Origin of the sequence: Burkholderia sp. 22PA0099, assembly GCF_047497165.1 — a bacterium.
In the GTDB taxonomy this organism is placed as follows: domain Bacteria; phylum Pseudomonadota; class Gammaproteobacteria; order Burkholderiales; family Burkholderiaceae; genus Burkholderia.
In genome coordinates, this window is record NZ_CP163165.1 from 2,324,534 (window position 1) to 2,349,416 (window position 24,883).

Annotated in this window: 2 protein-coding genes; both read right to left on the reverse strand. The window is 70.4% G+C overall.

Annotated elements, in window-relative coordinates; all coding sequences use genetic code 11:
- Nucleotides 1-76: 76 nt before the first annotated feature.
- Complete coding sequence (locus AB4851_RS25845) at nucleotides 77-19,795, reverse strand: non-ribosomal peptide synthase/polyketide synthase (protein WP_414449355.1); 19,719 nt, start codon at nucleotides 19,793-19,795, stop codon at nucleotides 77-79.
- Nucleotides 19,792-24,798, reverse strand: coding sequence for a beta-ketoacyl synthase N-terminal-like domain-containing protein (locus AB4851_RS25850; protein ID WP_414449356.1), 5,007 nt, complete (start codon nucleotides 24,796-24,798; stop codon nucleotides 19,792-19,794). The genes AB4851_RS25845 and AB4851_RS25850 overlap by 4 nt, the downstream gene beginning before the upstream one ends.
- Nucleotides 24,799-24,883: the final 85 nt, after the last annotated feature.

The following is a 24,883-nucleotide window of genomic DNA, read 5'->3' on the forward strand; positions in this document are numbered from 1 at the left end:
TATTTATCAAGTGCGTGGCCTCGGGCCGCGCTGTGGAATGCCGGTTGGAGCGAGTCGAGCAAGCCGACGCGGCCCGTCAATCGACCTTCTCCCGCACCGCCGGCGCGGCAAACCGCCGCCGCCGCCGTTCGCCGCGCCGGGCGGCCGCATCGACCTGGTGCCGGATGCGCGATTGCGCCTCGCCCTGCTCCGCGTGCAGCAGGCCGGCGAGCTGCGAGATGGTCGGGTACTGGAACAGGTCCACCACCGACACCGGCTGCGCCGCGAGCGGCACGAGCCGCCGATGCAGCCGGATCAATTGCAGCGAATGGCCGCCGAGCTCGAAGAAGTTGTCGTGGATGCCCACCCGCTCGACTTGCAGCACCTCCGCCCAGATCTCGCCGAGCGCGCGCTCGGTGGCGGTGCGCGGCGCGACGTAGCCGGCCGTGCTCGCGAGCGCGCCGGGCGCGGGCAGCGCGCGGCGATCGAGCTTGCCATTCGGCGTGAGCGGCAGCGCGTCGAGCCGGATCAGTTGGGCCGGCACCATGTAGTCGGGCAGCACGGCCGCCAGCGCGTCGCGCAGCGCCTGCGGGTTGCCGGCTTCGTGCGCTTGCGCCGCCACCACGTAGCCGACCAGGCGCGGGTCCGCACCGCCCGCGCCGTGCACTGTCGCCACCGCGTCGCGCACCTCCGGCAGCGCGCGCAGCGCGGCCTCGATCTCGCCGAGTTCGATCCGCAGCCCGCGCAGCTTGACCTGGTGATCGATGCGGCCGAGGTAGTCGAGCGCGCCGTCGGCGGTGCGGCGGCCGAGATCGCCCGTCAGGTACAGACGCGCACCCGCTGCGCCGAACGGGTCCGGCACGAACTGCTGGGCGGTGAGATCGGGGCGGTTCAGGTAGCCGCGTGCGAGCGCCACGCCGCCGATCGCGATCTGGCCGGCCACGCCGGCCGGCACCGGCTCGAACGCGTCGTCAAGCACCTGCACCGTGACGTTGTCGATCGCCGCGCCGAGCGGCACCGTCTCGCCGTCGAAACCCGGCGGGCAGCGCCACGCCGTGACATCCACCGCCGCCTCGGTCGGGCCGTACAGGTTGTAGAGCGCCGTGCCCGGGAAGCGCGCCTGGCAGCGCGTCAGCAGCGCCGCGGGCATGGCCTCGCCGCTGAAGAAGATCTGCCGCACGACGTGGCCGTCGAGCGCGGGCTCCGCATCGAGGAACGCCTGCAGCATCGACGGCACGAAGTGCAACGTCGATACCGCCTCGTCCACCAGGCAGCGCGCCAGGTAATGCGGGTCCTTGTGGCCGTCGGGGCGCGCCATCGCGAGCCGCGCGCCTGCCAGCAGCGGCCAGAAGAATTCCCAGACGGATACGTCGAACGCGTACGGCGTCTTTTGCAGCACCACGTCGTGCGCGTCGAGCTGGCCGGCGTCCTGCATCCACAGCAGCCGGTTCACCACCGCCGCGTGCGTGTTGATCACGCCCTTCGGCTGGCCGGTGGAGCCGGACGTGTAGAGGCAGTAGACGGCCTGCTCGGCGTGCACGGGCAGCAGCAGGTCGTGCGCGTCGAGGCCGGACAGATCGGGCGCATGCGGGCCGTCGAGCGCCAGCGCGCCGTGCAGTGCATCAGGCAGGCGCGCGAGCGTCGCCTGATCGGCCAGCACGGCGGCCGGTTCGCAGTCGTGCAACATCCGTGCGAGCCGTTCGGCCGGCAGGCGCGGGTCGAGCGGCACGTAGGCGCCACCGGCCTTCAATACCGCCAGCAAGGCCACCACCATCGCCACGCCGCGCTCCAGGCACAGCGCCACCCTCGCCTCCGGGCCGACGCCGTGTGCTGCCAGATGACGGGCCAGCCGGTTGGCGCGCGCGTTCAGTTCCGCATAGGTCAGCACGCCGTCCGCGCCGACCAGCGCCACTGCATCGGGCGCGCGGCGCGCCTGGGCCTCGAACAGCCCGTGCACGCTCTGCGCCGGGTCGCGCGCCACGCGGGCGCCGGTTCCGCGCGCCAGCACCTGCTGTCGCTCCATGTCCGGCAACAAGGTCAATTGCGGCACCGGGCGGTCCGCATCGGCCACCATCGCCGTCAGCAGCGCCTCGAAATAACCGAGGGTGCGCGCCATGCTGGCGCGTTCGAACAGCGACGCGGCGAACGTCAGGCGGCCGGCGATCGTGGTGCCGTCGTCGCCCAGTTCCAGCGTGGCGTCGAATTGCGCCGGCACCTGCGCGGCCGGCAGGCTTTCCAGCGCCACGCCGCCCAGTCGCGCCGGCAGCGGCGCGTCGTTGCGCCAGGCCAGCATCAACTGGAACAGCGGCGCGTGCGCCATCGAGCGCGGCGGGTTCACGGCCTCGATCACCTGATCGAACGGCAGATCCTGGTGGGCCTGCGCGGCCAGCGTCGTGTCGTGCACGCGCTTGAGCAGCGCGCCCACGGTCGGCCGGCCCGACAGGTCGATGCGCAGCGCCAGCGTGTTGACGAAGAAGCCGATCAGCGGCTCGGCCTCGGCGCGCATCCGGTTCGCCACCGGCGTGCCGATCACCACGTCGTGCTGGCCCGACAGGCGGCCCGCCAGCGCCGCCCACGCGGCCAGCACCACGTTGAACACGGTGGTGCCGTGCCGGCGCGCCAGCGCCCGGACCTGCGCGCCGAGCGCCGGGGCGAGCGTCACGTCGAGGCTGTCGCCGGTGTAGTCCTGCACGGCCGGACGCGCCCGGTCGAGCGGCAGCGTGGTCTGCTCCGGCCCGCCGCGCAGGGCCGATTGCCAGTACGCGCGCTGTTGCTGCAGCACCTCGCCCGCGAGCCAGCGGCGCTGCCAGGCGGCGTAATCGGCGTATTGCAGCGCGAGCGGCGGCAGCGGATCGGCGCGCCCCTCGACGAACGCGGCGTACAGCGCGCCAAGCTCGTGCATCAGCACGCCCATCGAGCCGCCGTCGCTGACGATGTGATGCATCGTGATCAGCAGCACATGCTCGTGCTCGCCCAGCCTCAGCAGGCTGCCGCGCACCAGCGGGCCGGCCGCCAGATCGAACGGCTCGCCCGCCACGGCTGCGGCCTCGGCATGCCATGAGGCCTCGCGCTCGGGGGCCGCCAGCGTGCTCAGGTCGTGCGTGGCCAGCGCGAAGCGCGCGGGCGCATCGATGTGCTGCACCGGCTCGCCGTCCACCAGGTCGAAGCGTGTGCGCAGCGCTTCGTGCCGCTCGACGATGCGGTCGAGCGCGCGCTGCAGCGACGCGACGTCGAGCACACCGCTCAGGCGCAGGCCGATCGGCAGGTGATAGGCCACGCTCGCGCGCCGGTCCAACTGGTCGAGGAACCACAGCCGCTGCTGCGCGAACGACAGCGGGGCCGGCTCGCTCATGTCGCTCATGTCGCTCATGTCGCTCATGTCGCTCATGTCGCTCATGTCGCTCATGTCGCTCATGTCGCTCATGTCGCCCGAGTCGCGCGGTGCGATCGGCGGCAGCGTGCTCGCATCGGCCTGTGCCACCACGTTGGCGAACCGGCCGAGCACCGGATGCGCGAACAGTTCGGCCAGTGGCACTTCCACGCCGAGTTCGCGGCGCACCGCGGCCGTCAGGCGCACGGCCAGCAGCGAATGGCCGCCGAGATCGAAGAAATTGTCGTGCAGGCCCACCCGCTCGACGCCGAGCACCTCGGACCAGAGCCGCGCCAGTACCTGCTCGGTGGATGTGCGCGGCGCGACGTAGTCGGCCGTGCTTGCGATCGCGCCCGGCGCCGGCAGCGCGCGGCGGTCCAGTTTGCCGTTCGGCGTGAGCGGCAAGGCATCGAGCCAGACCCACCGCGACGGCACCATGTAGTCCGGCAGCGACGCGGCCAGCGCCTCGCGCAGCGCCGGCGCCGCCGGCTGCACCTGCGCCTGCGTGTCCTTCGCGACCAGATAGCCGACCAGGCTCGGGTGGCCGTGCGCGTCGTGGTGCACCGTCACGGTGGCGTCGCGCACCTCGGGCAGCGCGAGCAGCGCCGCCTCGATCTCGCCCGGTTCGATGCGGAAGCCGCGAATCTTGACCTGATGATCGATCCGCCCCAGGTAGTCGAGCTCGCCGTGCGGCAGCCACCGCGCCAGATCGCCGGTGCGGTACATGCGGCTGCCCGGCGCGCCGAACGGGTCCGGCACGAAGCGCTCGGCGCTCAGGGCCGCGCGGCCGTGGTAGCCGCGCCCCACGCCGCCGCCCGCCACGAACAGTTCGCCCGTCACGCCGGCCGGCACCGGTTGCCCGTCGGCATCGAGCACGTAGGCCGCCAGATCGGGGATCGGCACGCCGACGGCGCTGCGCACGCGCGCGTCAGCCGACAGCGGCGCATACGTGACGTGCACCGAGGTTTCGGTGATGCCGTACATGTTGACGAGCTGCGGCATGGCGTAGCCGTGCCGCGCGATCCACGGTTCGAGCGCATCGCGATTGAGCGCCTCGCCGCCGAACACCACGGCCCGCAAGGCCGGCAGCGGGCCCTGCTCGAGCACCACCGGAATCAGCGACTGGAACGCGGACGGCGTCTGGTTCAGCACCGTCACGCCCTCGCGCAGCAGCAGCGCGTGCAGCGCTTGCGGCGAGCGCGACACGGCGTACGGCACGATCGCGAGCCGGCCGCCGTACAGCAGCGCGGCCCAGATCTCCCAGACCGAGAAGTCGAACGCGAACGAATGGAACAGCGCGCCGACGTCGTCGGCGCCGAAGCCGAACCAGGGCTGCGTGGCGTCGAACAGGCGCAGCACGTTCCGGTGCGAGTGCAGCGAGCCCTTCGGCTTGCCGGTGGAGCCCGAGGTGTAGATCACGTAGGCCAGGTTGTCGGCCACGACGCACGGCGCGGGATCGTGGTCAGGCTCGGCATCGAGCCCGGCATCGACGCACACGACCGGCAGCGCGCGGGCCGGCAGCGCGCCGCTTAGGCGCGAATCCGTGACCAGTGCCGCCGGGCGCGCATCGTCGAGCATGCTGGCCAGCCGCTCGCCGGGGTAGGCCGGATCGAGCGGCAGATAGGCGCCGCCGGCCTTCAGGATGCCGAGCAGGCCCACCAGCATGCCGATCGAGCGTTCGGCGAACAGGCCGACCAGCACGTCCGGCCCCACGCCGAGTGCGCGCAGGCGATGCGCCACGCGGTTCGCCTGCGCGTTCAGTTCGCCGTAGCTCAGGTGCCGGCCGTCGTCGCTCAGGGCGATCGCTTGCGGCGTGCGCGCGGCCTGCGCCTCGAAGCGCGCGTGGATGGCCGGCTCGGCCGGTTCGAGGTGGCGCAGGCCGCCGTGCGCGGCCAGGAGTTGCGCCTGTTCGGCGTCGTCGAGCAGGCGCAGGCGCGCGATCGGCTGCGCGGCGTTCGCCACCATGCCGTCGAGCAGCGTCGTGAAGTAGCGCAGCACGCGCTCTGCGCCGGCTCGCGTGTAGAGCGAGGTGGCGTACGTCAGGCTGCCCGCGATGCCGTCGTCCGATTCGCCGAGTTCCAGCGTCATGTCGAACTGCGCCGGGGCTTGGCGCCGCCCGATGCTTCGCAACGTCACGCCGCCGAGGTCGAGATCGGCCCGGGCCGTGTTCTGCCAGGCCAGCATCAATTGAAACAGCGGCGCATGCGCCATCGAGCGCGACGGATTGACCGCCTCGATCACCTGATCGAACGGCACGTCCTGATGGCTTTGCGCGGCCAGCGTCGCCGCGTGCACACGGGCGACGAGTTCGCCCACGTCCGGCCGGCCCGACAGATCGATGCGCAGCGCCAGCGTGTTGACGAAGAAGCCGATCAGCGGCTCGACTTCCGAGCGCGTGCGGTTCGCCACCGGCGTGCCGATCACCACGTCGTCTTGCCCCGACATCCGCCCGGCCAGCGCGGCCCAGGCGGCCAGCACCACGTTGAATACCGTCGTGCCCTGCTGCCGGGCCAGCGTCTTGATCCGCGCGCTCAGGCGGGCGTCGAGCGTCACCGCGACGCTGTCGCCCGCGTAGTCCTTCACGGCCGGACGCGCATGATCGGGCGGCAGCGTGGTCAGTTCCGGCGCGCCTTGCAGTGTCGCTTTCCAATACGCCACTTGCCGTTGCAGCACGTCGTCCGCGAGCCAGTGGCGCTGCCACGCGGCGTAATCGCCGTACTGGATCGCCAGCGGCGCCAGCGGATCGTCCCGCCCTTCGGCGAACGCCCGATACAGCGCGCCGAACTCGCGCACCAGCAGGTCGATCGACCAGCCGTCGCTGACGATGTGATGCATCGTCACCAGCAGCACATGCTCGTGCTCGCTCAGGCGCAGCAGGCGGCCGCGCACCAGCGGGCCGCTCGCCAGGTCGAACGGCTCGGCGGCTTCCTGATCGACATGCCGTTGCACGTCGTATTGCGGGTCGGCTTGCGTGGCGAGGTCGTGGGTGGTCAGCGCGAACCGGGCGGGCGCGTCGATGCGCTGCACGGGTTCGCCGTTCACCACCGCGAAGCGGGTGCGCAGCACTTCGTGGCGTTCGACGATGCGGTTCAGCGCCTGGTGCAGCGCGTCGGCATGCAGTTCGCCGCCGAGGTGCACGCCCACCGGGATGTGATAGGCCGCGCCCGCTTGCCTGTCGAGCTGGTCGAGGAACCACAGCCGTTGCTGCGCGAACGACAGCGGGGCCGCCTCGCGCGTGTCGCGCACGGCGATCGGCGGCAGGCTGCTCGCGCTCGCGTGTTCCATGGCCGAGGCGAACAGCGCCAGCGTCGGATGCGCGAACAGCTCGGCCAGCGGCACTTCGATGCCGAGCCGGCTGCGCACGGCGGACGCCACCTGCACGGCCAGCAGCGAATGGCCGCCGAGTTCGAAGAAGTTGTCGTGGACGCCCACGCGATCGAGCTTCAGGATGTCGCGCCAGATGTCGCCGAGCGCCTGCTCGGTCAGGGTGCGCGGGGCGACGTACTCCGATTCGGCTTGCAACGCGTCCGGTGTCGGCAGCGCGCGGCGGTCGAGCTTGCCGTTCGGGGTTTGCGGCAAGGCGTCCAGCCAGATCAGTTGGGACGGGACCATGTAGTCGGGCAGCGTGCGCGACAGGGCTTGCCGCAACGCTTGCGTGCCGGTTGGCGTTTGGCCTTCGGCCGCTACGACGTAGCCCACGAGGCGCTTGTGGCCCGGTTGGTCCTCGCGGACCATCGCTGCCGCATCGCGCACTTCGGGGAGGCTGCGTAGCGTCGCTTCGATTTCGCCCAACTCGATGCGGAAGCCGCGCAATTTCACTTGTTGGTCAATGCGGCCGAGATATTCGAGTTCGCCATGTGGCAGCCAGCGGACCAGATCGCCAGTGCGATACATGCGGGTTCCGGGTTCGCCGTAAGGGTTCGGCACGAAGCGTTCGGCTGTGAGGTCCGGACGGTCGCGGTAGCCACGCGATACGCCCGCGCCTGCCAGGAACAATTCGCCCGCTACCCCGATCGGTACGAGTTCCAGCGCTTCATCGAGGATGTGCGCCTGCGTATTTGCCACCGGGCGACCGATATCGATGCGAACGCCGTGCTCGCTCGGGAATACGCGCGAGATCGTTGAATACATCGTGGTTTCGGTCGGGCCGTACAGATTGACGACCGAGGCCACCGATTGCAGCAGTTGTTCGGCCAAGTCGCGCGGCAAGGCTTCGCCGGTGCTGATCAGCAGGAAATCCTGGCTCGGCGTCCAGCCGAAATCCATCAACATCCGCCACGTCGAGGGCGTGGCTTGCATCGCCGTGATTTCACGGGATTCGAGCGCCTGAGACAGTTTCGACGGATCAAGCGCCGTTTCGCGTGAAGCGATCACCACGCAGGCACCGCTGAACAACGGCAGGCACAGTTCCAGCGTGGCGATATCGAACGACAGCGTCGACACGCTCAACAGCCGGTCCTGCGCTTCCAGCTTCAGATCGCGCTGCAAGGACAGCAAGATGTTCAGCATCCCGTGCTGCGTGACCTGAACGCCCTTCGGCCGGCCGGTCGAACCGGACGTGTACAGGATGTAGGCGATCTGGTCGCCGTCGGGCCGTGTTTCCACGCGGAAATCTTCGTCGCCGGCCGGCCATTCGCTCAGGTCCAACCGTCCTTCATGGTCGGCCAGCAAGCCATCGTTCGTCAGCACCAGCGCCGGGTGAGCGTCATCGAGCATCATCGCCAGCCGCTCGGCCGGAAACGCCGGGTCCAGCGGCAAATAACCGCCTCCCGCCTTCATGACACCGAGCAGCGCCGCCAACAGATCGATACCGCGATGCATGCAGATGCCGACCATCACGTCCGGGCCGACGCCACGCGTCACCAAATGATCGGCCAGCCGATTCGCCCGCGCGTTCAATTGCGCATACGTCAGCACGTCGTCGTCGAACCGCACCGCCACCGCATCGGGCGTCCGCGCCGCCTGCGCCTCGAACATCCCGTGCACGCTCTGCGAGCGCTCGCACGCCATCGCCGTGTCGTTCCAGCCGTGCAGCACCTGCGCGCGCTCGGCTTCCGGCATGACGCGAACCGCGTCGAGTGCGAGCGCCGGCGTGGTTTCGAGCGCGGCAACGAGGTTTTCCAGCACCGTGTGCATGGCCATGCACACGGCGTCCGGCTTCACGTCGCCGCCGATCTGCGCCGTCAGACGGAAATCGCGGCCGAGGTCGTCCACCATCATGCCGACCGGGTAATGCGTGCGTTCCTTGAACGCCAATTGCCGGAAGCCGCCCCACGCCGCCTCGCCGCGCTCCGCCACCGCATCGGTATGGCGATAGTTGAGCAGCGACGAGAACAGCGGCGTGCCGGCGCCGAGCGGGCTGGCGCGCAGCGCGAGCGCGAGCGAGGCGTGCTCGTGACGCAGCAGCCCGGCCAGCGTGGCCTGCGCCTGCCGCACGGCGTCGCGCACGTTCAGCGCGCCGACATGGAACCGCACCGGCAAGGTGTTCATCAGCATGCCCATCGCCCGCTCCACCCCGGCGCCGCCTTGCGTGCGGCCGAGCAGCACGGTGCCGAACACCACGTCCCGATGCCCGCACGCCGCGGCCAGCACGCGCGCCCACGCCAGATGCATCACGCTCGCCACGCTCACGCCGAGGCCGCGCGCCTGCTGGCGCAAGCGCCCGGACAGCGCCGCGCCGAGTTCGAGCGTGGCCTCGTCGAGGTCCGCGCCGTCGCCGCGCACGTTCAGCAGGCCATACGGCGCGCTCGGCTGCGTGAGCGGCGCCAGCATCTCGGTGAAGAACGCTTCGTGGGCGGCGTCGCCGCGCCCGGCGACCGATCGCGCGACGAAGTCGCGGAACGCGACCGGCGGCGGCAGACGGTCGGACGCGCCCTGCACGATCTGCCGAATCTCGCCGATCACGAGTTCGAGCGAGGTGTGATCCGCGATCAGGTGATGCGACAGCAGTTGCATCAGCCAGCGCTGGTTGCCAGCGTCCTCGACGATCGCGACGCGCAGCAGCGGCGCATCGCGGATATCGAGGCGGTAATGATGCGGGTCGTAGCGATGGCGCAGCCAGGCGGCGATGTCGGTGGCTCCGGCCTCGGGCGCGGGACGCTCCACCTCGATGGCGACGTGGCGTTGCACCACCTGCACCGGTTGCGGCAGCCCTTCCCAGAGCACGGCGCTGCGCAGGATGTCGTGACGGCCGACCACCTCGTGCAGCGCGGCGACGAACCGCTCGGCATGCGCCTGCGTGTCCAGCGACACCTGCATCGACAACAGGTAGGCGTCGCCGTCGCGATTCATCAGGTGATGGAACAGGATGCCTTCCTGCAACGGCGTGAGCGGATAGATGTCGGCGATGTTCGCCGCACCGCCCGGCACGCGCCGCGTCACCGTATCGATGTCGTGCTGGCTCAGGTCGATCAGCGTCAGCAGGTCCGGCGTGATGCGGGTGGTGGTTTCGGTGATCCGGTTCGGTGGCGCGATCGCGGCATCGGCCGGGGCATTGGCCGCAGCCGCCGCCTCGACCAGCGCGGCGATGGTCGGCGCGGCGAACAGCGCGGCCAGCGTGATCTCGATGCCGAGCCGATTGCGGATCGCCGCCGCCAGTTGCACGGCCAGCAGCGAATGGCCGCCGAGTTCGAAGAAGTTGTCGTGGATGCCCACGCGGTCGAGCTTCAGGATGTCCTGCCAGATCGCGCTCAATGCCTGCTCGGTTTCGGTGCGCGGGGCGACGTAGCCGGTTTCGCCTTGCAGCGCTTCGGGCTTGGGCAGCGCGCGACGGTCGAGCTTGCCGTTCGGGGTTTGGGGCAAGGCGTCCAGCCACATCAGTTGCGACGGGACCATGTAGTCGGGCAACGTGCGCGACAGCGCTTGCCGCAAGGCTTGCGTGCCGGTCGGCGCGTGGCCTTCGGCCGCTACGACGTAGCCCACGAGGCGTTTGTGGCCCGGCTGATCCTCGCGCACCATCGCCGCCGCGTCGCGGATTTCGGGCAGGCTGCGCAGCGTGGCTTCGATTTCACCGAGTTCGATGCGGAAGCCGCGCAGCTTCACTTGCTGGTCGATGCGGCCCAGATATTCGAGTTCGCCGTGCGGGAGCCAGCGCACCAGATCGCCGGTGCGGTACATGCGGGTTCCAGGTTCGCCGTACGGGTTCGGCACGAAGCGTTCGGCTGTGAGGTCCGGACGATCACGGTAGCCGCGCGATACGCCTGCGCCTGCGAGGAACAATTCGCCCGCTACCCCGATCGGTACAAGTTCCAGCGCTTCGTCGAGGATGTGCGCCTGCGTGTTCGCCACCGGGCGGCCGATGTCGATGCGTATGCCGTGCTCGCTCGGGAATACGCGCGAGATCGTCGAATACATCGTGGTTTCGGTCGGGCCGTAAAGGTTCACGACCGACGCCACCGATTGCAGCAATTGCTCCGCCAAATCGCGCGGCAAGGCCTCCCCGGTGCTGATCAGCAGGAAATCCTTGGCCGGTTTCCAACCGAAGTCCATCAACATCCGCCACGTCGAGGGTGTGGCTTGCATCGCCGTGATTTCACGGGATGCGAGCGCTTGAGTCAGCCTCGACGGATCGAGCGCCGTTTCTCTCGACGCGATCACCACACACGCACCGCTGAACAACGGCAGGCACAGTTCCAGCGCGGCGATATCGAACGACAGCGTCGACACACTCAATAGCCGGTCCTGCGCTTCCACCTTCAGATCGCGCTGCAAGGACATGAGGATGTTCAGCATGCCGTGCTGGGTGACTTGCACACCCTTCGGCCGGCCGGTCGAACCCGACGTGTAAAGGATGTAGGCGATCTGATCGCCATCGGGCCGTGCATCGCGCCGGAAATCGCTATTGCCGGCCGGCCATTCGCTCAGGTCCAAACGTTTTGCGTGGTCGGGCAGCAAACCCTCGTTCGTCAGCACGAACGCCGGTTGCGCGTCTTCGAGCATCATCGCCAGCCGCTCGGCCGGGAACGCCGGGTCCAGCGGCAAGTAACCGCCGCCCGCCTTCATGACACCGAGCAACGCCGCCAACAGATCGATGCCTCTGCGCATGCAGATGCCGACCATCACGTCTGGGCCGACGCCACGCGTCACCAAATGATCCGCCAGCCGATTCGCGCGCGCGTTCAGTTGCGCATACGTCAGCGCCTCGTCCTCGAATCGCACTGCCACCGCATCGGGCGTACGTGCCACCTGCGCCTCGAACATCCCGTGCACGCTCTGCGAGCGCTCGCAGGCCATCGCCGTATCGTTCCAGCCGAGCATCACCTGCCGGCGTTCCGCTTCCGGCAGCATCTTCAATTGCAGTATCGGCTGATCGGCATCGGCCGCCATGCCGTCGAGCAACGCCGTGAAATAGCCGAGATACCGCTCCACGCTCGCCCGCTCGAACAGCGACGTTGCGAACGTCACGTTGCCCGCGATGCATGCGCCGGATTCACCGAGTTCCAGCGACATGTCGAACTGCGCGGGGGCCTGTGTCGCGTCGATGCCGTCGAGCGTCACCGTGCCGAGATCGAGATCGTCCTGCACGTTGTTCTGCCAGACCAGCAGCAACTGGAACAACGGCGCATGCGCCAGCGAGCGTGACGGGTTGACCGCCTCGATCACCTGATCGAACGGCACGTCCTGATGGCTTTGCGCGGCCAGCGTCGTGTCGTGCACGCGCTCGAGCAGTTCGTTCACGGAAGGCCGGCCCGACAGATCGATGCGCAACGCCAGCGTATTGACGAAGAAGCCGATCAGCGGCTCGACCTCCGAGCGCGTGCGGTTCGCCACCGGCGTGCCGATCACCACGTCGTCCTGGCCGGACAAACGGCCGGCCAGTGCGGCCCACGCCGCCAGCACCACGTTGAACACCGTCGTGCCTTGCCGCCGAGCCAGCGCCTTGAGCTTCGCACTGAGCGGCGCGTCGAGCGTCACGTTGATGCTGTCGCCGGCGTAATCCTGCACGGCGGGCCGGGCGCGATCGAGCGGCAGCGTGGTCAGCTCCGGCGCGCCTTGCAGCGTGGTGCGCCAGTACGCCAGTTGCGTCTGCAACGCGTCGCCCGCCAGCCAACGACGTTGCCACGCGGCGTAATCGCCATACTGGATCGCCAGCGGCGTCAGCGGATCGTCTCGCCCTTCGGCGAACGCGCGGTACAGCGCGCCGAACTCGCGGATCAGCACGCCCATCGACCAGCCGTCGCTGACGATGTGATGCATCGTCACCAGCAGCACATGCTCCCGCTCGCCGAGCTTCAGCAGCCGGCCGCGCACCAGCGGCCCCGAGGCCAGATCGAACGGCTCGGCCGCTTCGTCCCGCGCATGACGCAGCACGTCGCGCTCCGACGAGCCGACCGGATCGAGCACCGTCAACGCGAACGGCGCGTGGGCGTCGATGTGCTGCACCGCCTCGCCCTCCACCAGCACGAAGCGCGTGCGCAGTACCGCATGCCGTTCGACGATGCGATTCAAGGCCCGGTGCAGCGCGTCGAGATCGAGCGCGCCGCTCAGGCGCACGCCTGCCGGGATGTGATAGGCGGCGCTGGCGCGCTTGTCGAGTTGATCGAGGAACCACAGCCGCTGCTGCGCGAACGACAGCGGCGCGGTCGGATTCGCGCCGCGCGCCACGATCGGCGGCAGCGCGCTGGCATTCGCGTGCTCCACCGCTTGCGCGAATTGGCCCAGCGTCGGATGGGCAAACAGTTCGGACAACGGGATTTCCACGCCCAACCGGCTGCGGATGCGTGACGCCAGTTGCACGGCCAGCAGCGACTGGCCGCCGAGGTCGAAGAAGTTGTCGTGGAGGCCGACGCGGTCGATCTTGAGGATGTCCGACCAGATCGCGCTCAAGGCCTGCTCGGTTTCCGTGCGCGGGGCGACGTATTCGGTATCGCCTTGCGGGGCGTCCGGCGCGGGCAAGGCCCGGCGGTCGAGCTTGCCGTTCGGCGTCAGCGGCAAGGCGTCCAGCCATACAAGTTGCGACGGGATCATGTAGTCCGGCAGCGTGCGCGACAGCGCTTGACGCAGTTCCGGCGTGCTCGTCGGCTCGTGGCCGTGCGTTGCCACTGCATAGGCCACCAGACGCGGTTGGCCCGGTTGATCCTCGCGGATCGTCACCGCCGCGTCGCGCACTTCGGGCTGCTTACGCAGCGCGGCTTCGATCTCGCCCAATTCGATGCGGAAGCCGCGCAGCTTCACCTGTTGGTCGATCCGGCCGAGATAGTCCAGCTCGCCGTGCGGCAGCCAGCGTACGCGGTCGCCGGTGCGGTACATGCGGCTGCCGGGCGCGCCATACGGGTTCGGTACGAAGCGTTCGGCCGTGAGGTCCGGGCGGCCTCGGTAGCCGCGCGCCACGCCGTCGCCCGCGATGAACAGTTCGCCGGCCACGCCGGCCGGCACCAGTTCCAGTGCGTCGTCGAGGACGTGGACCTGCGTGTTGGCGATCGGCCGCCCGATGTCGATGCGCGTAATGCCTTCGTCGTGGTGGGCCAGACGCGAGAACGTCGACCAGATCGTGGTTTCCGTCGGCCCGTACAGATTGACCAGCGACGGCACCGTTTGCAGCAAGGATTCCGCCAGATCGCGCGGCAGCGCTTCACCGCCGCTCAACACCATGAACCCCGGCTTCGGTTGCCAGCCGTGATCGGCCAGCATGCGCCAGGTGGATGGCGTGGCCTGCATCGCGGTGATGCGCTGCGATTCGATCTCCCGCGCCAGACGCGACGGTTCCTGCGCCGTTTCTCGCGATGCAATCACCACGCATGCGCCACTGATCAGTGGCAGATACAGTTCCAACGCGGCGATGTCGAACGACAGCGTCGTCACGCTCAACAGCCGGTCGTGCGCCTGCAACGGCAGATCGCGCTGCATCGACGCCAGCAGGTTCATCACGTTTCGCTGCGTGACCTGCACGCCCTTCGGCCGCCCTGTCGAACCGGACGTGTACAGCACGTAAGCCAGTTCGCCGCCGCTGCCATCAAGCCGAACGCTGTCGAATTGCGAGGACCCCGCCGGCCATTCGCCCAGATCGAGCCGCTTGTCGTGATCAGCCAGCAAGCCGTCATGCGTCAGCACCAGCGCCGGTTGCGCGTCCTCCAGCATCATCGTCAGCCGCTCGGCCGGAAACGCCGGGTCCAGAGGCAGATACGCCGCGCCCGCCTTCATCACGGCCAGCAACGCGGCCAGCAGATCGATGCCGCGATGCAGGCACACGCCAACGACGACCTCGCGACCCACGCCAAGCTCGACCAGCCGATGCGCCAGACGATTCGCCCGCGCATCGAGTTGCGCATACGTCAACGCCTGATTCTCGAACCGCACCGCGACCGCCTCGGGCGTGCGGGCCACCTGCGCCTCGAACGCCCCGTGCACGCCCAGCGACGGCGCGTAAGCCATTGCCGTGTCGTTCCAGTCGTGCAGGACCTGCCGCCGCTCGCTGTCCGCCAACATCGGCAAGGCCCCGATACGCACGGCCGGATCGTCCGCCACGGCTTCCAGCAGCCGCACGAAGCGCTCGGCCATCTGCGCGATGTCCTGCGCGACGAACAGGTCCACGCCGTACTGGATGCGCAGTTCGAGGCGCTCCGGCAACTGGATCGCGTCGATCATCAGTTCGTGCGCGCTGAAATCCACCGGCCCGCTCAGGAGTTCGCTGTCCAGCCCCTCGAGTTCGGGGGCCGCCAGCGACCGGTTCAGGTTGAACATGACGGGCGCCAGCGCGCGCCGACGCGATTCGTAGCGCAGGCCGAGCTTGCGCAGCAACTGCCCGAACGGATAGCGCGAGTGCTCGTAGGCGTCGATCAACTGCCGCTTGACGCCCGCCAGATACCGCGCGAAATCGGGCTGCCCGCGCCATTCGAAACGCACCGGCACCAGGTTCAACGCATAGCCGACGAGGTGCGCGTCGCCGATCTCGGGACGCCCGGCGATCATCGGCATGCCGATCACGAGGTCGGGCTGGCCGGTCAGGCGATGCAGCAGCACCGCGAGGCACGCGCCGACCGTCATCGTCATCGTGGCGCCGAGGCGGCGGCTGGCCGCGACGAGCCGCGCGTAGCGCTCGCCGTCGAGATGCACCGTGTGCACGGCGGCGCGGCTGCCCGGCCGCGCGGGCATCGGCCCGGTGCCGGGCGGCAGCAGTGCCGGCGGCAATTCGCCGGCGAAGCGGCCGAGCCAATACGCCTCGTCCAGCGCGAACTGCGCGCTGCGCGCATAGGCCCGGTGCTCGGCCACGTAGGCCGAAAACGGCACGGCAGCGGGCAGCACGGCCGCGCGCCCCTCGCGGCGCGCGCCGTAGCACTCGGCCAGCTCCTGCAACAGCACCTCCTGCGACAGGCCATCCATCACGAGATGGTGAAACGTCAGCACGAGCCGGTGTTCGAACGGGCCGAGCGTCAGCAGGTCGCAACGCATCAGCGGGCCGCTGACCGGGTCGAGACGCCGATGATTGTTCTCGTGCAGCCAGCGCTCGGCGGCGGCTTCCACGCCGTCGCCCGAATCGGCGAGTGTCACGTGCCCCAGCTCGACCGGCGCCGAGGCGAGCGTGTGCTGGCGCGCGCCGTCGGCGTCGAACACGGTGCGCAGCGCCGCGTGGCGCGCCACCAGCGTGGCCAGCGCGTCGCGCAGGGCCGCCACGTCGGGCGCGCCGCTCAGGCGCAGCACCGTGACGGCGTGGTAGCCGAGCGCCGTCTCGCGGTCGAGCTGGCATTCGAACCAGATCCCCTGCTGGGCCTCGCTGAGCGGAAAGCTTTCCGTCGCGCCGGCAGGCGTCGCGTCGGCCACCGCGCAACGCTGCCGCAGCGCGTCCAGATGCGGCATGGCCGCCATCACCGCGCCGGCCGCCACGCCGAAATCGACGAAGCAGCCGATTTCATCGACGCCGATCTCGCGCAGGCGCGCCACGATCGGCTCGCAGCTTTCGGGCGTGCCGATCAGCGCGCTCGACTTCACGTAGCGGTCGTAGGCGACATCGAGCAGATAGCCGCGATCTTCCGCGCTCAGCGACTGCACGTCGATGTTCATGCCGAGGCTGCGGGCCATGTTCTGGAACAGCCCGATCGAGGTTTCGAGGTAGCGGATGAACGGCTGGCGCGCGGCCTCGCGTGCCGCCGCCAGATCGTCGCCGACGAAGGTATGCAGCAGCACCGTCACGTGGCCCGCGCTCGCGTCGTGGCCGTGTTGCCGCAGGGCGTCGCGGTAGATGCGCAGGTTCTCGCGCAGCTCGTCGATGCTCTGCCCCATCAGGTTGGTCAGCACGCCCGCGCCGGCCTCGCCGGCGCGGCGATAGGTGTCCGCGTTGTTGACGATGGTGATCCACACCGGCAAGTCGGCCTGGCGCGGCATCGGGTAAAGCGAGACGTCGATGTCCTTGCCCGAGCCGTCGCGCGCGCGCATCGCCTCGCCGCACCAGAGCGATTTCACCTGTGTCAGCCGCTCGAACATCAGCTCGCGGTGCTGCCCGAACGCCTCGGGCGCGAACACGAAATCGTTCGGATGCCAACCCGATGCGCAGGCGATGCCCACGCGCCCGTTCGAGAGGTTGTCGACCACCGACCATTCCTCGGCCACACGCATCGGATGGTGCAGCGGCAGCACCACGCTGCCGGCGCGCAAGCGGATCGAGGTGGTTTCGCGCGCCAGCGCCGCCGCCAGCACGGCCGGGTTCGGCGACAGGCCGCCGAACGCGTGGAAATGCCGCTCGGGCACCCACAGCGCGTGGAAGCCGTGCGTGTCGGCGTAGCGCGCGGCATCCATCAGCAGGTCGTACTTGCCGGCGTCGTAACCGGCGTCGTAGTGGCCGAAGAACGACAGGCTGAAATGCATCGGCGCGAGGTTCGTGGCGGGCGTGGTCTCGTCGGCATCGGAGTTGGAGTCGGTTCGGGCCGCGACGGCGGACGTGCTTCTGAACGCGGTGGCGGACGCGGCCTCGCTGTCGCCGGTTCGGGCCGCGATGGCCGACGTGTTTCTGAACGCGGTGGCAGCCGTTACGACTGGCTCGGCGGGCGCGGCGTCACCGTCGCCGGTCCGGGCCGCGACGACGGACGTGCTTCCGAACGCCGTGGCCACCGTGGCGGCAGCCGCCATGACGGCCGGCTCGGCGGCCTCGGGCACGGCCCGCTTTTCGCCCGGGCCGCCGCCGTCGGTGCCGCCGGGACCGTCGGGCGGTGTCGCGCCCGGAAGGAAGCCGCCTTCGCGCAGCGCCTGCACGCTTTGACGCACGGCCTCCTCCACGCGCGCCAGGTCCGCATCGGTATGCGCGGTGGACAGGAACATGTTGCGGCCTTCCCAGATATACAGGCCGCGAAACAGCAACTGATAGAACAGCAGATCGACGTTCTGCGAAGCCACGAAGCGGAACAGCGAACCGGCATGCACGACGTGGATCGGCGCGTGCGCGTCGGTGAAGATCCGGTTCAGCCGCGCGGCCAGTTGCGCGGTGCGCGCGTTGAGTTGCGTCTGCAGCGCCGGGCCGGCGTCGATCAGCTTGAGCAGCACGGCGCGCGCGGCGGCCAGCATCAGCGGATGCTTGCAGAACGTGCCGGCGAAGAAGGTGGTGGTGTGCTGCGGGAACGAGCGGTCGCCGTAGCGCCACTGGCCGCCATCCACCGCATCGAGGAACTGCGCGGCCCCGGCCACGATGCCGGCCGGCATGCCGCCGCCCACCACCTTGCCGTAGGTGACGATGTCCGCGCGCACGTCGTACCACGCCTGCGCGCCGCCCGGATGCAGGCGGAAACCGGAAATCATCTCGTCGAAGATCAGCGCGATGCCGTGCTCGCGCGTCAGCGCGCGCAGCGCGTGCAGGAATTCGCGCGGATGAAAATCCGGACGGCGGCTCTGGATCGGTTCCACCAGTACCGCGGCCAGCTCGCCCGCGTGCCGGCGGATCGCCTCCAGCGCCGCGTCGGTGCCGTAATCGAGCACCAGCGTGTGGGCCGCGGCCCCGGGCTGGACGCCGGGCGCGAGCGCCACGCTGCCGCCGCGCGGGTCGGCCTCGGCCAGCGTGTCGTCGCCCCAGCCGTGGAACGAGCCGGCGAAGATCGCGATCTTGTTGCGCCGCGTGACGGTGCGCGCGAGACGCAGCGACAGCGTCACCGCCTCGGTGCCCGAGTTCGTGAACGTCACGCGCTCCATGCCGGTGAGTTGATGCACGAGCTCGGCCACCTCGCCCGCCAGCACGGCCTGCGGCCCGAGTTCGAAGCCGGTGCGCAACTGCTGCTCCAGGGCGCGTTCGATGAAGTCGGGCCGGTGTCCGAACAGGTTCACCCCGAAGCCCATCGTCAGGTCGAGGTAGGCGTTGCCGTCGACGTCCCACACGGTGGCGCCGTCCGAGCGCTCGCTGACGATCGGATACAGCAGCTCCTTCACCGAGAAGCGGAAGCCGGCCGACGCGCGATTGTCGGCCAGCACCGGGCGGGACCGCGCCGCGCGCTCCTTCGAGCCGCGTGTGCGGGCGATGTAGGCGTCGATGAAGCGGTCGAGGAACGCGCGCTGACGCGGCGTCAGATTGCCGTTCAGGTCGCTCTTGAGCGTGACGGCGGCCGGTTGATAAGGCACGAACGGATGATTGGCGGCCGGTATCGGTGCGACTGAGGCGTGCGCCGTGAACGAGGCTTGTGCGGCAGCAGAGGCCTGCGTTGCGACGGGGGCCTGCGCCGCGACGTGGGCTTGTGGTGCGGCAGCGGCCTGTGCCGCGACGGGGGCTTGCGGTGCGGCAGCGGCCTGTGCTGCAACGGGGGCTTGTGCGGCGGCAGCGGCCTGTGCTGCAACGGGGGCTTGTGCGGCGGCAGCGAGCTGCGCTGCAACGGGAGCCTGCGCTGCGGCCGAGGCTTGTGCTGTCACGGAGGCTTGCGCCGCGACGGGCGCGGTGGCTGCCGGGGCCTGCGTCGCGGGCGCAAACAGCGGCTCGGGCTGCGCGAGGTTTGCACTCGTAGCCGCACCCACGCCGCTCAGTGCGGCAAGCTGCGATTGCGTCATGCGCTCGAAGCTCGACAGTTGCTCGCGGATCACGCGCTCCAGCGCCGACGCCGAAGCGATGGCCTCGGCGGGCGGCAGCAAGGCAGCCGAGGCCGCCACCGCAGCGGGCAGCGCGCCGTGAGTCGCCACGGGCGAGGCTACGACCACCGGTTGCCCGCCCGCCTCGCCCGTCGCCGGAGCGGCCGTCGCCAGCACCACCGGTATCACCGGCACCGCCTGCACCGGCGGCGCGCTGTGCTCGGCCAGATAGCCGGCGATCGCCGCGATGGTCGTCAGTTCCTCGAACAGTTGCCGCACCGACAGCGTGACGCCGTAGCGCTGCTCGATGGTGCGGATCACCTGGACCAGCACCAGCGAATCCGCGCCGAGTTCGAGCAGCGGCGCATGCGGATCGACCTGTTCGGGGCGACTGCGCAGCGACGAGGCAACCAGCGCGCGCAGCGCGCCTTCGATCTCGTCCCTGCGCCCGGCGAGGGCCTGCGTACCGGAAGTCATGATGGGCGTCTCGGCAAGGGGGAAAGGTGTGCCGCATCGGCGGACGCAACGGCCAGCAGGGCCGGCGCAGCGGAAACAGCGGAAACAGCGGGAACGACGGGAACGATGGGCGCGGCCGGCAGCGACACCCAGTGCCGCTCGCCCTGAAACGGATAGGCCGGCAGCGCCGCCCGGCGCCCGCGCGCCGCGCCGAACAGCGATTCGTCGAGCGTGTGCCCCGAGGTCCACAGCGCGCCGAGCATGCGCAGCCACGCTGCGTCGGACTGCGCGTCGGCGGCGTCGCGGTCGAGCGCCGGCCAGCATTCCATCGAGGCGGCGTGGTCGCCCGTGGCCTGCAGGCGCGCGAGCGAGCACAGCGTCTGGCCGGGGCCGAGTTCGAGCACGAGGCGCGCCCCGCTCGCTCGCACCGTGGCCAGGCCGTCGGCGAAGCGCACCGGTTCGAGCAGATGGCGCACCCAATAGGCGGGATCGGTGGCCTCGGCCGCCGTGATCCACGTGCCGGTGAGGTTCGAGACGAACGGCAGCCGGGGCGCGTGCAAGGCGACGCGCGCCAGCCGTTCGGCGAAGGCCGGCGCGGCGGGGGCCATCATCGCGGAGTGGAACGCATGCGACACCGCCAGGCGGCGGCACGACACGCCGGCCTCGCCGAGCCGCCGTTCGAGCGCGGCGACGGCCGCCTCCGGCCCCGCCGCCACGCAGCGCTCGGGCGCATTGACGGCGGCCAGCGACACCGGTTCGTCGAGCCAGGGCCGCAGCGCGGCCTCGCCGGTCGCGACGCCGAGCATCGCGCCGGCCGGCTGCGCCTGCATCAGCGCGCCGCGCGCGGCGACCAGCCCGAGCGCGTCGTCGAGCGAGAACACGCCGGCCAGCGTGGCGGCCACGTATTCGCCGAGGCTGTGGCCGAGCATCGCCACGGGTTGCACGCCCGCGTCGAGCAGCGTTCGCGCGAGCGCGTGCTCGATCACGAACAGTGCCGGCTGCGCGAGCGCCGTGGCCGTCAGCGCGGCCGTGGCGGTGGCGTCGCCGGCCGGATCGAGCGGATACAGGGCGCTCAGGAGATCGAGGCCCGCGATCTCGCGAAGGCGCTGCGCGCCGGCTTCGACGTGCGCGCGAAACGCCGCGTGCGAGCGGTACAGCGTCTGCCCCATGCGCAGGCGCTGCGCGCCCTGGCCGGGAAACAGGAACGCGACCGGCGCGGCCACGCCGCGCACCTGCCGGGCGTCGCGCAGCGGTGGTTCGAGCGCGGCGATCGCCTGCTCGCGATCCGCGCACACCAGCGCACGGCGCCAGTTCAGCGCCTGCCGCGACCGGCGCAGGCCGCGCGCGATGTCCGCCAGCGCGTCCCGCGGCGGCTCGCGCAACGCGCCGCCGAGCCGCGCCGAGACCGCCGCCAGCGCCGGCTCGGAGTGGGCCGACAGCAGCAGCAATTGCGGCTCGCCGTCGGCACCATCAGCACCATCGGCATCGGCCCCGGCATCCGCTCGATCGAACCCCGGCGCCTCGGCCAGCACCACATGGCACAGCGTGCCGCCGAACCCAAACGAGCTGACACCGGCATGACGACGCTCGCCCGGCCCGCTCGTCCACGTCTGACGTTCGGTCGGAATCGACAGGCCGGTGCCATCGAGCGGGCAATGCGGATTCGGCGCGCGGTAATGGCGCTGCGCCGGCACCACGCCGTGCTCCAGCGCGAGCACCGCCTTGATCAGCCCGGCGATGCCGGCCGCGGCCTCCAGATGCCCGATCTGCGACTTGACCGAACCCACCCGGCAGCGTGCGCTGCCGAACACGCCCTTCAGCGCGTTCAGTTCGATCGGGTCGCCGAGCACCGTGCCGGTGCCGTGCGCCTCCACATAGCCGACCTGGTTCGGCGCGACGCCCGCCGCGTCGAACGCGCGGCGGATCAGCCGTGCCTGCGCCTGCCCGTTCGGGGCGACCAGGCCGTTGCTGCGGCCGTCCTGCATCATCGCGGAGCCGGCGATCACGGCACGCACCGGGTCGCCGTCGCGCAGCGCGTCGGCCAGCCGCTTGAGCACCACCACGCCGCAGCCTTCGCCGCGCACGTAGCCGTTCGCCTCGGCGTCGAAGGCGCGGCAGTGTCCGGTGGGCGACAGCATGCCGCCCTGCGCGAACGGCCGGCCCGAATCGGACGACAGGATCAGGTTCACGCCGCCGGCCAGCGCCAGCGTGGATTCGCCGCGACGCAGGCTCGCGCACGCATGGTGCACCGCCACCAGCGACGACGAGCAGGCGGTGTCGATCGCGAGGCTCGGGCCGTTCGCATCGAGGAAATACGAGAGCCGGTTCGCCGCGATGCTCGCCGCGCTGCCGGTTGCCGCATAGACGTTGAGACCGTCGCCGTCCTGTGCCTGAAAGCCGTCGTAGTCGTGCGTCGAGATGCCCACGAACACGCCGGTTTGCGTGCCGGCCACGCTGGCGGGCGCGATGCCGGCGTCCTCGAACGCGTGCCAGGCCGTTTCCAGCAGCAGGCGCTGCTGCGGGTCCATGCGCTGCGCTTCGAGCGGCGAGATGCCGAAGAACGACGCGTCGAAGCGATCGACCTCGTCGAGAAAGCCGCCCCAGCGGGTCGGCGCGAGATGGTCGGGCTTCAGGTCGAAGGTGCGCGCGGCGAGGCGCGCGGCGGGAATCTCGCGGATGCCGTCGTGCCCCGCGTCGATCAGTTGCCAGAACGCTTGCGTATCGCTCGCGCCGGGGAAGCGGCAGCCGATGCCGATCACGGCGATCGGCTCGGCATCGCGCGCGGCGGCCTGGGCGTTGGTTTCGGTTTCGGTGATCGGCGCGATCGCGCCTGCGGCGGCCAGATGGCGGGCCAACTGCGCGGGCGTGGGGTAATCCCAGAACACCACCGGCGTGAGCGGCATCTGCAACCACTCGCCGAGCGCTGCGGCAAGCTGCACGGCCACCACCGAGCTCAGGCCGACCATCGCGAACGGCTGCTCGGGCTCGATGAGCGCGGCCTCGATGCCGACGCGCTCGGCGATCTGCGCGCAGAGCCACGCCTCGATATCGGCTGCGGATCGCGCTGGTGCAGGCGAAGCGGAGGATGCAACCGATGCAGCCGCGCCAACCGATGCGGTCGACGCGTCCGATGTAATCGACGGCGCTGATCCACCCGATGCAACCGATGCACCCGACGCCACCGATCCAACCAAGGCCGCCGCCGCAACATCGGCCACCCCAGAGCCCAGCCCCATCACCCCACCCGCCCGCGCGTTCCCGCGCGGCCGCTCCCACCGATGCACCACCTGCAGCTCACCCCCGAGCAGATCGTCGCGGCATTGACGCCGCCGCACCTTGCCGCTCGACGTGCGCGGAATGCGCCCGGCCTTCACCAGCACCACGACATCGGGCGCGTGGCCGGTGGCCGCCATCACGGCCGGCACGATCGCCTGCACGGCGAGCGGGTCCACCGGCTGGCCGAAATCGAGTTCCTGCACGATCGCGAGACGCTCGCCCTCGTCAGCCTCGACGGAGAACGCCACCGCGCCGTCGCGGCGCAGCGTGGGATGGCTCGAAAAGGCGGCCAGCTCGATATCCTGCGGATAGACGTTCTGGCCTTGCACGATGATCAGGTCCTTCTCGCGCCCGCAGATATACAACTGGCCGTCGCGCACGAAACCGAGATCGCCGGTACGCATGCAGTCCGGCGACGTGGCCTCGCCGGCCGGCCGCGCGTGGAACGCGTCCCGCGTGGCCGCCTCGCGCCGCCAGTAGCCCTGCGCCACGCACGGCCCATGCACCCAGATTTCACCGATCTCGCCGGCGGCGCAGCGCGCGCCGGTCTCGGGCGAGACGATCGCCACCTCGTGTTGCGGCAGCAGTGCGCCGGTATTGACGAGCACGCGGCTTTCCACCGCGCTGTCCGGCGTGGCCGGCACGGCGCGGCCCTGCGCGAGCGCGGCCTTCTCGAACGGCAGCGCCTCGGGCGTGCCCCCGGCGGTCACGCCCCAGCGGCCCGACACCATCAGCGTCGATTCGGCCAGCCCGTAGGCGGCGAGCCAGCTTTCCGGCCGGAAGCCGTACGGCGCGAATGCCTGCGTGAAACGCGTCAAGGTCTCCTGACGAATCGGCTCCGCGCCGTTGAACGCGATCCGCAGGCTGCTCAGGTCGAGCCCGGACAGATCCTGGCCCGCCATCGCGCGCACGCACAGGTCGTAGGCGAAATTCGGCGCGCCGGTCAGCGTGGCGCGGAACGCCGCGATCGTCTTCAGCCAGCGCAGCGGGTTCAGCAGGAACGACGCGGGCCGCATCAGCACGGCGCGGCAGCCGATCACGAGCGGCCCGAGCACGCCGCCGATCAGGCCGAAGTCGTGATACGGCGGCAGCCAGAACACCAGCACGTCGTCGGCGCCGGCCGAAAGGAAGCCGGTGATCAGCCGCAGGTTCCACAGCACGTTGGCGTGGCTCACCATCACGCCCTTCGGCGAGCCGGTGGAGCCCGAGGTGTATTGCAGGAACGCGATGTCCGCACCGTCGAGCGCGGGTGCGCGCCAGCCGTCGGCGCGGGCGGGCGCGTCCTCGATCAGCAGCCACTGCTCGACCGACAGCGGCGTGCCGCGCTCGCCCATCGCCGCGATCTGCCCGAACTCGGCCCGGCCGGTCAGCGCGAAACGGCCGGCCGCGTCGTCGACGATCGCCTGCAGGCGCCCGATCTGCCGCGCATGGGTGGGCGGGTACGCCGGCACCGGAATCGCGCCGGCATACAGGCAGCCGAAGAACGCGCAGATGTAATCGATGCCGGGATGGAACAGCAGCAGCACCGGGTGCGCCTGCGGCACGCCGCGCGCCGTCAGCAGGCAGGCGATGCGGCGCGCGCGCTGATCCAGCTCGCGGTGCGTGATGGATTCGTCCGCGCCGCCTTCCGGCGCGAGGAAGGTGTAGAGGCAGGCGTCGGGCTGCACGTCGGCGCGATGCATCAGCAAGGCGACCAACTGCTCGCCGGGCAATACGCGTTCGCCTTGCGGGCCAGTTGCACTGTTCATCGCTCTCCCCCAACCACGGCTGTGTTCTGGAAACCCCGGCGCAAGCGCCGGCATGGGCACGGTGTGGCGGCGCGGCGCCGCCGCC

Excerpts from the sequence above, each read along its gene's own strand:
- AB4851_RS25845 (WP_414449355.1), bottom strand. The coding sequence starts at position 19,795 with ATGACTTCCGGTACGCAGGCCCTCGCCGGGCGCAGGGACGAGATCGAA.
- AB4851_RS25850 (WP_414449356.1), bottom strand. The coding sequence starts at position 24,798 with ATGAACAGTGCAACTGGCCCGCAAGGCGAACGCGTATTGCCCGGCGAG.